This is a genomic window from Paenibacillus sp. MABNR03, assembly GCF_050455445.1.
In the GTDB taxonomy this organism is placed as follows: Bacteria; Bacillota; Bacilli; order Paenibacillales; family Paenibacillaceae; genus Paenibacillus; species Paenibacillus xylanilyticus.
On the sequence record NZ_JBCIYR010000004.1, the window covers coordinates 93,664 to 106,000 of the forward strand.

General features: G+C 45.3%; 7 protein-coding genes. 5 read left to right on the forward strand and 2 right to left on the reverse strand.

What is annotated here, in order from left to right; all coding sequences use genetic code 11:
• The first annotated feature begins 25 nt into the window (after window positions 1-25).
• The 3 genes from AAIH57_RS20205 to AAIH57_RS20215 all read left to right on the forward strand — a co-directional run bounded on the left by AAIH57_RS20205 (window position 26) and on the right by AAIH57_RS20215 (window position 8,468).
• Entirely contained in the window at window positions 26-6,022 is a 5,997-nt protein-coding gene (locus AAIH57_RS20205; protein WP_430022771.1) for a DUF7601 domain-containing protein, read from the forward strand.
• A 19-nt stretch (window positions 6,023-6,041) separates the two neighbouring features.
• Complete coding sequence (gene srtB, locus AAIH57_RS20210; RefSeq protein ID WP_175397024.1) at window positions 6,042-6,818, forward strand: class B sortase; 777 nt, start codon at window positions 6,042-6,044, stop codon at window positions 6,816-6,818.
• Between the two features lie 516 nt (window positions 6,819-7,334).
• Complete coding sequence (locus AAIH57_RS20215) at window positions 7,335-8,468, forward strand: SMI1/KNR4 family protein (RefSeq protein WP_430022772.1); 1,134 nt, start codon at window positions 7,335-7,337, stop codon at window positions 8,466-8,468.
• A 123-nt stretch (window positions 8,469-8,591) separates the two neighbouring features.
• On the opposite strand, the gene AAIH57_RS20220 is transcribed toward AAIH57_RS20215, so the two are convergent.
• Entirely contained in the window at window positions 8,592-9,353 is a 762-nt protein-coding gene (locus AAIH57_RS20220; RefSeq protein ID WP_430022773.1) for an SDR family oxidoreductase, read from the reverse strand.
• Window position 9,354: 1 nt separating this feature from the next.
• Window positions 9,355-9,747, reverse strand: coding sequence for a MerR family transcriptional regulator (locus tag AAIH57_RS20225; RefSeq protein ID WP_430022774.1), 393 nt, complete (start codon window positions 9,745-9,747; stop codon window positions 9,355-9,357).
• 258 nt (window positions 9,748-10,005) lie between these two features.
• Here AAIH57_RS20225 and AAIH57_RS20230 point away from each other — a divergent pair, with 258 nt between their 5' ends.
• A complete protein-coding gene (locus AAIH57_RS20230; protein WP_430022775.1) occupies window positions 10,006-11,145 on the forward strand; it encodes a 5-methyltetrahydropteroyltriglutamate--homocysteine S-methyltransferase in 1,140 nt (379 codons plus the stop codon).
• A 395-nt stretch (window positions 11,146-11,540) separates the two neighbouring features.
• Window positions 11,541-12,302, forward strand: coding sequence for a leucine-rich repeat domain-containing protein (locus tag AAIH57_RS20235; RefSeq protein ID WP_430022776.1), 762 nt, complete (start codon window positions 11,541-11,543; stop codon window positions 12,300-12,302).
• Window positions 12,303-12,337 lie beyond the last annotated feature (35 nt).

Sequence of the window (12,337 nt, forward strand, 5' to 3'; positions counted from 1 at the left end):
TTTGGAAATGGAGGAGAAAGGTATTTTGAAACGAAAACGCAACATGGGTAAGGCAATACTCTCTTGCTTCCTGGCAATGATGCTCGTTTTACAGACGGTGGCGTTCTCTGTCACTGCATATGCGGATAGCGAGCCAAGCGATGCTGGGGCAGCGGTCATTAGCGAAACTGATTTGCCGGGCACAGATGAACCGGTACCAGTGACTGACGCAGTGTACGATGTGCCGAACGATCCCGTCACGCTGACTGCGGCTCCGACGAACAAAACGGCGGTGTTCATGGATGCTAATTCAACCTTTCCGCTGAAGGTGACGCAGGGAACTGACATTGCTCCAGGCGGTACAATCCAAGGCAGACAGGCATTTACCCTCAAATCAGAGGGCCTCAAGGTGCCGGTAAAAGGGGATTATGCAAACACGCCAGATGAGAATGACACGACCAAGTACATTCAGAAGGGCGACTCAATCGAGTTAAAACGGGATGCCTACTTCAACGAAGTGGTGCTGCCGACAGCTACCAAGCCGTTAATGGCAACAACCGATACGGGTGTGAAGCAGCTCGGTACTGCCTACTTCACCCCGGATAGCATCAAAATTGTGTTTAATGGTGATGATTGGTTTTTTAACGGTGTCGGACGAGGGGTTACCTTTGGCTTCGAAACCACTGCCAATTCGGATATAACAGGCATGAATTACGGTGATACGAAGCCTATCACAATTTTCGGGGGAGCGTATGAATTAGTAAACCCGGATGTTACAGCAGCGTATAGCATAACTGTAAGCTCGCCTGGAATGATTAGATGGGATCAGTATGGTTACCGCGGAATTCAACCAGCTCAATTGGTAGAGGGTGCAATAACCTGGGAGTCAACCGTATCTGCATTCGATCAGTTTGATAAAACAGTACAATTGCCGCTGGACGGGAAGATATTTTATACCAATCCCTCCACATATAATACGGGTTTTGGTAACGTCCGCGGCATCTATATGGAGGGTTCATTCAAAGTCAATGGGCAGGACGCAACTCCAGTTATTGGGGCCGACGGATCGCTGACTTACCTATTCCCAGAGGGGACAGGTCTGGATCCAAAGGTTGAATATAAAACATGGATTCCCAAGGAAGCTTATTATTACGAGTATAAGAATCCGCCAGGCAATCTTGGTCGCGGTCACCGGGATATGAATGGCAAAGTGGAACTGAGACAGGACAATAATATGTTGGTCCAGGCAAGTCAGGAGATTTCTTTTGCTCCCGACTGGATTCAAGCCAGTGCCTCCTATGACCACGCGAATGAAACTATTACATGGAAGGTCACAGTTAACCAATATAACAAAAAAGGGTTAAAGGACTTTACTATTACAAATGTATTACCTGCCGGGCTGGACTTTATATCAGCTGAATGGCAGGCGTGGGAGGATAACACTGCATCTGAGGTACAGCCGATTACACCAGATGCAAACAGCATGTATTCCTTTGGGGATATCAACGGTAAAGTAGAATTAGTGATTAAGAGCAAGGTAACAAGCGGTTCAAGCTTCAGAATAGATCCTCGTGCCAACTGGAGTCTGGATACACTTAATGGCATACAAAACAACGATGTCATAACCGGTACAAGGCCTAATGCAGTGACTGATGAGGCCATTGTCAGCATCGGCGCGCACACTTTTACCAAAACAGGCGCCGTTTCAACCGAGGATTACAGCCTGGGTGGCGTTACCTGGACCGTGAATCTGACACCGCAGTATAACCTGCCTGATGCAGCCGTATACGATGTGCTGGTACATGGCGGAGATTTGAACGTCTTGGACAACGCGGTGGATGCAACCGGCGAAGTGAGCAAGGAAACCATTGCAAAAATCAAAGCCAATGTTAACTCGTACCAGCTGTGGAAGCAGTATCATGAGGGGACTTTGAAGACCACAGCAACCGGACTTACGACAAAAGCTATTCCTTTAACCGTAGACGGTAAAGTGGTGGCAGATTTAATCAAGGTGACTGGGTATACGGATAAGGCTGCATCTTTCAGCTTCCGTACACTGGAGACCAACCCGGATATCCTCTTCAGGCAAAATATCGATTCCGGAAAAACGATTCGGAATCGGGCTCTGCTGTTAGATGGTGATACCGTAAAAATGGCGGAAAACGCTGTTAATCTTCACCTGCGCATGCTGAACAAGGATATGCTCTTTGCCTCGAAGCCATTGAAGGCAGATGGTACACTTGAAAATGTGAGCCCGAATAACGTTAGCAACTATATTAGAAACGATAACAATGAAGCATGGACCATTTCTGCTTATGACAGAACAACCAAGACGGTCACATTCCGTTTAGGGGTAAACATGCCCGGATATAACACGGAAGTAATGGCCAAAGATGGCGGTAATCGAGTCATTAGCAATATCAAGCTGGTGGACACACTGCCCGAAGGCTGGGAATTCGTTCCGTTTTCTGAAGATGAGGACTTTGAGCTTTGGAAAGGACTTTCGGACAATGGATCAGGTACAGAGTATGGTGTCCGAAATGATGCCAGAACACGTATTGAACCAGGTACCAGTGCTCATGTAGTCAGTTTTTCACATCAAGGAAACGAGGGGACGTTCACTTTCTCGAAGTTGGAGAGTCCATACATCATTCTGGTGAAGGCGAGACCTTCCAACGCTGCCCTGCAGAAGTATTTGGATGAATACACCACAAGCGGCATAGACAAGCAGGTACTGTATAACAAAGCCGATCTCCATATGACATGGGGTGGTGTGGAAAAGGTTCTCACTGAACAGCGCAAAGTTATTGTACCAGTTCAAACCCTTAGCAAGTCAGTAACGAAGCCAGTTCCAGGAGTACTCGAATGGACAGTAAACTATACCCCTCCATTCAACATGACACAGGGTGTATATTTGCAGGATACCATAGGTGCAGGTATGGATCTGCGCTATGAAGAAAATGGGCAGCTTGTGCTAACAGCACCAAGTATGGCCGTCTATCGGGCTAAGCTATCTGCCAGCGGAGCACTGGAACGAGAGGGAGAAGCGCTGGATCTCAGCAACCCGAATAGTGAAGTTCAGGTAGAAGCTGTCCCAGGTGCGGACGGCACGACGGTGCTAACATTTAAAATGGATGACCCTAATCAGTTTTACCAGTTTGTCTACCAAACGGAGGTTGACCCTTCCAAAGCAAAAGCTGGCGACAAAATGGGCAACGAAGTAAAGCTGATGGGCGATGACAAGCTGAAAACAGTCAGTGCCAGAAGTGAAAGCACGCTGGACAATTCAGACGTTGCCGGAAGTTCAAGCTCCAATGCCCTTCTGCCTCTGAGGAAGGTGGATCCCGACAACAATCCGCTAAAAGGTGTGGAGTTTACACTCTATAAAAAAGACGGCGGGACTCAAGTTGCGAAAGGAACAACCGACAGCGAAGGGAAACTCAATCTGTTATTCCCCGATCCAGGATACTATGAGTTGAAGGAAACGTATATCGACACAACGACATGGTTGCCGACTACAAGAATTTATCAGGTTTATGTAGGCAATACGCCTGGAAAGCCCATCTGGGTAGATGGCGTGAAAGTAACCTCTGAAAATCCGCTGGTCGTACCTACGCCGGCGCAAGGAAAGCTGACCATTACCAATAAGGTGGAAGGAAACGGCAGCGATTCTTCCAAGGATTTTGAATACACCGTGACTTTCACCGGCGAAGGTAAGGACGGAGAGTATACCTATAAGAAGTCGGATGATACGTTTGGCACAATCAAAAGCGGTGGCAAGATTACCCTCAAGGACGGCGAATCAGTGACGCTGCCTGCATTGCCTGCGGATCTGGTCTACACCGTGACTGAGGCCGATTATACGACCGTTGACGGTTACACGACCACGCCGGAGACGAGAGAGCTGACTGACACAATCGTGAATAAAGGCGATCACAAGGCGGACTTCATCAATGAACGGATGGTCAGCAAGCTGACCATCAGCAATACGGTCATGGGTAATGGCGGCGATAAAACGAAGGAGTTCGAATACACCGTTATCTTTGAGGATGCAGGCAAGGAGAAAAGCTACTCCTATGAGAAGTCAGACGGCAGCAAAGGTACGATCCAGTCCGGCGATACCTTCTGGCTCAAGAATGGAGATACACTGGATATTTTGGATCTGCCTAAGAATCTTAAATACACAGTTACCCAGAAAGACTATACAATCGATGAATACGTGACTACTCCTGAGGAGCGGTACCATACCGGAGTCATGAAAGGCAATGATGAAGATGCCCCGTTCACGAACGTGAGAGTCTTGAAGGGCGGCCTGTTCATCAGCAATACAGTTAAAGGCAAAGACGATGATAAAAAGAAATCGTTCAAGTACACCCTCAACTTCACAGGAGAGGGCGCAAGCGAATCTTACGTCTATGAGAAATCAGACGGAAGCAACGGCACAATCCAAAACGGAGAGACCTTTGAGCTTACAGACGGCCAGACACTGGTTGTGCAAGGACTCCCAACGTATCTCGAGTATACAGTGATCCAGGATGATTATACGGAAGACGGTTATGTAACAGATCCTGAAAGTTTCATTCACACAGGCACCATTCCGGAGAAGAAAGCGGCCGAAGCGCATTTCGTCAATACTCGCCCATATCTGGAAGGTGTTCTGCGTAACAACAACACAGGAGAAGTTATTCCAAATGCACCCATTACGATAACCGACCTAAAGACCGGCAAGGAGCTTCAAACGGAAACAAATGAGAAGGGTGAATATGCAATCCCAGCCACAGCGGATACGGACTACACAATCACATATACAAAGTGGTATCAGGTAGGCGGGAAGGATGTCCCTGTCGAGTTCACGCAAAAAGCAAATGTGGATAGCAGCGTGAAAGACGAGACGGTTCCGGCGGACATTACAGCGGTAGGGATCGTTCTGTTCAAGCAGCTGGATGGAACAACAGAACTGTTCAACGAGTCATTCACCAGCCAGATGCACATCTACTTGAAGGATAAGGACGGCAAGTATGTTGAGGAGAACGGCCATCCCAAGGCGTTCCCGATGGCTTCGAACGGCACTTTCTCCGTGGAGGGGCTAAGCGAGCAGAAGTACACAATGGAAGTTCGCTATAAAGCTGAGACCGGTGAGGAATTGCTCTTCAAAGTAACAGAACTGAACGTGAAAGCTGACGGGGAGCTGAATATCTCCGAGGCATTAGTTGACCCTTACGGTACGGTTTATGATGAAACGACTAGAGATGCCAGCACTGGGAAGAAAATTGATGGAGCCAAAGTTACACTGTATTATGCGGATACGCAGCGGAACAGAGATAACGGCCGCATTCCGGATACGAAAGTAACACTTCCTTCAGTTCCGAATTTCCCACCGCATGACAACGAGAGCCCTGAGCAGGATAGCGATGCAAATGGCCTCTATGCATACATGGTATTTCCTGAAGCGGATTACTATTTAATCGTAACGAAGGATGGATACGAAACGTACAGGAGCGATACGATTTCTGTCGATTTTGACATTGTAAAATACGATGTGCCAATGAAGCCGATAAACACCGGTGGCGTACCGGGTCCTGTCAACCCTGCACCAGAGCCGGTGAATCCAGGACCTGTCAATCCTGCACCAGAGCCGGTGAATCCGGGTCCTGTCAGTCCTGCACCAGAGCCGGTGAATCCAGGACCTGTCAATCCTGCACCAGAGCCGGTGAATCCGGGTCCTGTCAGTCCTGCACCGGAGCCGGTAAATCCAGAACCTGTCAGCCCTGTACCTGACCAACCTGACAATTCCGAGCCTGGCAACGTCAACAATGAGACTAACAACACCGACAACGTGATTGATAACAATGACAACGGAATTGGTAATGTCAGCGACTTAGCCGATAAGGGTGCGGGTAATGGAGATAATGAGCTCGACGATGTTCCGCAAACCGGAGACAACAGCGTATCGCCACTCTTCTATATGGTTTTGGCACTGATGTCCTTGGTGACAATCGGATTCTGTCTACTCGGCAACAAGAAGAAAAAGCACATCCAATGACCGGAAAGGCGGTAAGAAAATGAGCAAAACCAGAAAAATTCTTATCGCCGTTTCCTCCCTTGTTTTGGTATTTTCTCTCTTCAGTGTTGGGAGAACTCTCCTGCGGGATTATGCTGAGCAGCAGAAGATCGAAGAACTGACAAAAGTTTGGGAGGAAGGGTCAGACAAAGGAGGAGGGGATGCATTCCCCTCCTTTTTGTCCAATAAGGCGAATGAGCAGGTCATGCTACCCGAATTCCGGGATCTTTACGAGAGGAATTCGGACATCGTCGGCTGGCTGAAGGTTGACGGCACCCGCATTGAGTACCCGGTCATGCAGAACCCACAGGATGCGGAGTACTATCTCAATCATGACTTTGATAAAAATGAAAACAAAGGCGGCCTCCCTTTTTTGGACGAGCATAGCCGGGCCAACAGTTCGGACATTTTGCTGATTCATGGACATCACATGAAAAGCGGCTGGATGTTTAAAGATTTAATGAAGTACAAAAACGAAAGCTTTTATAAAGAGCATGCTACGTTCCAATTCAGCACGCTTTACGAAAAGGAAGAGTATGAGATTGTTGCTGTTATTCAATCACAAGTTTATCGCAAATCGGACGACGTTTTTAAATATTATCAAATTGGGAATGTAAGTACAGCCGCCGAGTTCGATTCGTATGTTCAGAACATCAAGAAACTCGCTCTTTATGACACGGGTGTAACAGCCCAGTATGGCGACAAGCTTATTGTACTGTCCACGTGCGAGTACTCGACCGAAAACGGCAGGCTTGCGGTGGTCGCCCGAAAGCGTTAATGACGATGCTGAAACACGAAAGCAGTCAGCTTCATATCGCGTTCTCCCCTAGGAGGACGTGATTTTTTTTGCCCAAAACGCTGTGGCTTTACATGCTTGTCCTTACAATGCCCTGCATCTCTCGCCGAGTAGAACGACGTTCGAGAGTTTCAAGAGTCGTCTTTTTAGCGGGATGGTCCTTATTCGTAAACTTGCTGTTACAGAAATTGTATCAAACGGTACCCCAAGATTTTTAGTGACAGCTTTCCGCATCTGCTAAAATGACTAGAGAAGCAAAAAATGGAAACTAGGCTACAATTGAAGGAGAGTCCAAATATGGGGTCTGAGGTAATGGAAACACAACTGGATCGAATAAAAAGCAAGCTAAATCAAGCTATGCATAAAGACGCGGATTTCTCCTTGTTTGGAGCATCCTCCCATCAATATAGGGTTAGAGAGAAGCTCAAAGCAAAATAGCTGGCGGACTGGGAAAGTCTTAATCAGGTAACGCTACCTGATTCTTTTGCGCAGTTTTTGATGGAAGTTGGCAATGGCGGCGCTGGACCTTATTATGGAGTTTATTCGCTTGAAAAGGCCACTACCTATACCGAGCGAGAGGTGCTCCTTGCGAAATCTATTCTGCATCCCGGGATGGCCAAAGAGGAGTGGAACCATCTGATTGAGCCTCTGACCAAGGATGAGGATATTTCCGATGAAGAATATGATGAAGCCCGTAATAAAGTGCTAGGCGGCATGTTGTGCATAGGTACCCAAGGCTGCGAATACGATATGTATCTCGTGCTTGAGGGGAAATACAGGGGGAGGATTGTGTACACCTCTGATTTCCATCCAGATCATCCTTTTTTCTTTGTTTATGAAGACAGCTTTCTGGACTGGTATGAGCGCTGGCTGGATGAGATTATTTTGGATTATGAGGGTTCGTGGTTTGGCGTTTTGATGCAGGGGAATGAGGACGTTTTAATCCAGATGTATCAGAGTGCTCCGAACGAAGAGATTCAAACCAAAGCACTGGATGGAATGTTTAAATTTAAAAAAGTCTCTGAAGAAACCCTTGGTTTCTTGAGAGATATTGCGGAGCAAAGCGTAAAACATCGCAATACAGCAATTCAGCTCATTTGCAAAACTTCTTTTGATACGGGTGCGAAATATCTTTTGGGACTATTGCAATCGGAAGGGCATGAGGATTTTTCGGATGCTTTAAAGATTCTGAACGCTCACCGTAAAACCGCAGATTTAACAGAGTTTTATCCAGTGATTTTGCAAAGGATTGACAGGATTAGTGACAGGGAGACCCTTCGTTATGCAGGATATCTCTTGGAAGATTGTGATGAGGTTACTCTCCACAACTTTGCACCCTTCTTGTGCCACGCTGACCCGAGTATGCAAACTATTGCGATCTATGCCGCACGCAGTTGCAAGAACAAGATCGGAAGCTGGCAGATCATTGAACAGATGATGTTGGGAGGCAACCAACAGGTTGTGAATAACTTAATTCTATACTGGGGTCTTATTCCGCATGAGAAGTTGCTGCCTTACTATAAGGCCATATGGCCGGAGTATAAAAACAATCCGAGTTTCAGAGAGAAGTTTATCCATTGTTTGCGAGAACTGCATTTGCCAGATGATTATTTCGACAAGGGCGAATTTTGAAATATACTGCTGAGGAACAAAAACAAATTAATGTAAGGAAACCATTATTAAAAGGAAAGAAAACTCGCCTATTACACTGGCGAGTTTTCACTATTAAACGCAGTGCTTTACTCCAGAAGCAAGTTATTCGATAGAGTCTTTCGTTGCGTTATACATATTTTCTACGTACTGGTCCACTTCATCTCGTGACATGCGGAACCGAGCGACAGAAGTGCCATATCCGATCTCCTGTTTACCCTCTTCCAATCCCTTGAAAATTCCATCTGCAAAAGCATCCAATGGTTCTCCATGTGTATGCAGTCCTGCTCCGCCTAAATCGGTACTTACTGCTGGAGGAGCAACTTCAATTACCTCTACAGATGTATCTGAAAGCTGGTGCCTCAGGCTGATTGTAAACGAATGGAGGGCTGCTTTGGTTGCCGAATAAATTGGAGCAATTGCAAACGGTGTAAAAGCGAGCCCGGAAGTAACGTTAATGATCGTTGCTTCATCTTTTTTTGCCAAGTAGGGAGCAAACAACATGGATAAATGGAAAGGAGCTTCAATGTTCGTCGTAATTTCTTTGCTGAAGTAGTCCCATTGATGCTTCGCATCCGTTTTGAGTACATTAAAGCGTTGTTGAATACCGGCATTATTCACTAACACATTGACCTCTGGATAGTTAGCTGTTACCCAATCGAACAATGCGATCCGGTCGGATTCCATATTCACATCATTTACGCGCGTGATAAGTGTAGGGAGTTTTTCTTGGGCCTGCTGAAGTACCTGCTCTCGTCGTCCCGTAACAATGACTGTATTTCCAGCTTTGATAAATCGCTCTGCAAAAGCCAATCCGATTCCAGAACTTCCACCTGTAATGAGTATAGTATTGCCTGTAAGTTTCATTCTATGTTCTCTCCTGTTCACCTTTAGTGTTTTCCTGAATTTGATTAGTATAGCGTGTAATTTTAAAATCAATTCCCTCTAGGGAATTTGTCATGATTGCAATTTCATCGAGTACAGCCTGCTTGTGTTCTTTCATCATGTTGAGCCTTGTTTCGAGGGTGCTGCTTCCTTCAATTATCCAATCCATATATTGTTTGATATTGCTAATGGACATATGTGTGTTTTTTAAACAGATAACCGTTTCAAGAAGTGCCATCTGGTTTTCTGAGAATAATCGCCTTCCAGCTTCATCGCGCTCGATTAATGGGAGAAGTCCTCTTTTTTCATAATAGCGCAGCGTGGACTCTGGAATACTGAATCGGGCAGAAGCTTCGCTAATGGAACAATACTTCATCTGGAGACCTCCAAATTGTTACTTACTTTGTCGACAGGAACATCATACGACTTAAACCATAGTTTAAGTCAACTCTATATAAAATTAGGTCAGTTTGGATACAGCCTCTTAATGCGAAAAGCTAGCGTTCCGTTGGCTCATTATCTAATGGGCTATAGTTAATAGCTATAACCGGCTATAACTCATTCGTAGAACAGTATAAGAGGAGGGATGTGCTATATTAATCCTACAATTCTTTTACGACGAGGAGATTAACCTATGAGCATTCAAACTGAACCTAAGCAGCGTACGGTTACCCCATTTCGATATGATGTCGTTGGCAGCTTTCTTCGCCCCAGCACATTGAAAGAGGCTAGATTACAATTTCATAACGGTGAAATCACCGCTGAGCAGTTGAAGGAAGTGGAGAATGCGGAAATTGTGAAGCTCGTACAGAAACAAAAAGAGGTTGGCCTTCAAGCGGTAACTGATGGAGAATTCCGCCGTTCCTGGTGGCATCTCGACTTTTTCTGGGGACTTGATGGAGTAGAGCGGGCAATTATCGACCAAGGTTATCAATTCAACGGCGCAGAGTCCAGACCGGAAACAGCCCGTTTGACCGGCAAAATTAGTTATAGTAATCATCCTTTTGTATCCCATTTTGCATTCCTGAAAGGTATTGCAGGTGAGGATGTGGTTGCACGGCAATCGATCCCTGCGGCTGCGCAGTTCCTGTTTGAGTTGGACCGGGCGGAAAACAAGGAAAGCACACAAGCCATTTATCCAAATCGGGAAGAGCTTCTTTCAGACATTGCCCAAGCATACAAAGCAGCTATTCTTGCTTTCTATGAAGCGGGCTGCCGCAGTATTCAAATTGACGACTGCACGTGGGGAGCGCTATGCGATGAGCAGTTCATGGCGTTCATGGAGCAGATTGGTGTGAATGTAGCTGAGTACGCCAACGAGCTTGCGAAGCTGAATGAAGCCGTTGTATCCGGCCTGCCGGAAGACCTCGTGGTAACGACACATGTCTGCCGTGGTAATTATGTTTCGACATTTGCCGGTGTAGGTGGGGGTTACGAGCCAATTGCACAAACCCTTCTAAGTATTGATAACTACTCCGGCTTTTATCTGGAGTTTGATACCGAACGGGCAGGTGATTTCAAACCGCTTCGTTTCCTGAAGGATAATCAGCAGGTCGTTCTGGGTCTGTTCTCTTCCAAATTCGGTGAGCTGGAAAACAAGGAAGACATTCTGAAGCGGATTGAGGAAGCGAAGCAATACGTTGATCTGAACCGAATCTGCCTGAGTCCACAATGCGGCTTTGCTTCCACGGAGGAAGGCAACCATCTGACAGAGGAACAGCAATGGCGCAAGCTGGCGTTCATTAAGGAAATTGCCGAAGAGATCTGGAACTAGTCTATCTGAATTACGAAAGTAGAATACATCGAGTTATAGCCGTACGGGATAGTAGACCGTACGGCTATATTACATTTTGGGTACGTTATATGATCAAATACCTTAAACAAGTAGAGTTTTGGTTATACCGAAATGCTGTATCGAAAGGAGACAGGGATTTCTTCAATTATGAAAAGCAATTTATTTAATGTATTACATTCCAGATCATGGTATATTTTTATTATTAAATCATGTAAGGAGATAGCGATGAATCGTACATAATTAGGTTCACCAAAAACAAACGGACTAAGAAAAAGTGAAGTAAGTAATGACCTTAGTGATGAACAAAGCAATGAAGATCTGCAAGTATCAGCGAAAGATATGAAGTTTGAGAAACTAATTTTAAGGAGATTCCTATGCCTAATCAATTCGCAAAAAGTATCATCGTATTTTGTTTGGTTCTTTTATTATTACCGACAACAACAATTTTGGCAGCATCGGTTATCAAAGATCCAGTTTTGGCAAAAATCATTCGAGCAGATCTGAAGCTGTCGGCTAAAAAAGAACTAAAGGCAAGCGATTTGAAAAAATTAAAATCCTTGTACGCTATGGATGCAAAAAGTAAGATTTCTAATCTCCAAGGGCTTGAATATGCGGTTAACATAGCGGAGTTAGTTCTGCCCGGTCATAACATCAAAAATATAAAACCACTCACCAAGCTGAAAAAAATAAATTTCTTGGCTTTAGATGGGAATCAAATTACAGATTTATCTCCACTCTCAGGATTAAGTAAACTGGAGAGTTTATTGATTAGCGATAACCATATCAAAAGTCTGGAACCGTTAAAAAATTTACGCAATCTTACAAGTTTGCTTGCAAGCGGCAATCAAGTATCGGACCTAAGACCTCTCCAGAAGACAAATCTTGAATGGATTATTATGGACCATAATAAAATTCAGGATTTGACACCGTTAAAGAACCATCCAACATTAGAACATCTTTATCTGGAAAATAACCTTATCCAGGATATTGCAGTGCTCGAAACCATTCCTCATCTAACTGAGGTATATTTGGCCAACAACCCACTGAATGAGCATGCTGAGCAGGTTGTGGAAAACTTGGAGAGGAACGGTGTGATTGTAAGTTTGGAAAATGATGAAGTGGATCAGTCGGAATAAATTCGGATTGAGAAGAAAAATTTAGAAAATAGTTA

Coding starts and splice junctions, on each gene's coding strand:
- AAIH57_RS20230 (WP_430022775.1), top strand. CDS start 10,006: ATGAGCATTCAAACTGAACCTAAGCAGCGTACGGTTACCCCATTTCGA.
- AAIH57_RS20215 (WP_430022772.1), top strand. CDS start 7,335: ATGGAAGTTGGCAATGGCGGCGCTGGACCTTATTATGGAGTTTATTCG.
- srtB (WP_175397024.1), top strand. CDS start 6,042: ATGAGCAAAACCAGAAAAATTCTTATCGCCGTTTCCTCCCTTGTTTTG.
- AAIH57_RS20225 (WP_430022774.1), bottom strand. CDS start 9,747: ATGAAGTATTGTTCCATTAGCGAAGCTTCTGCCCGATTCAGTATTCCA.
- AAIH57_RS20220 (WP_430022773.1), bottom strand. CDS start 9,353: ATGAAACTTACAGGCAATACTATACTCATTACAGGTGGAAGTTCTGGA.
- AAIH57_RS20235 (WP_430022776.1), top strand. CDS start 11,541: ATGCCTAATCAATTCGCAAAAAGTATCATCGTATTTTGTTTGGTTCTT.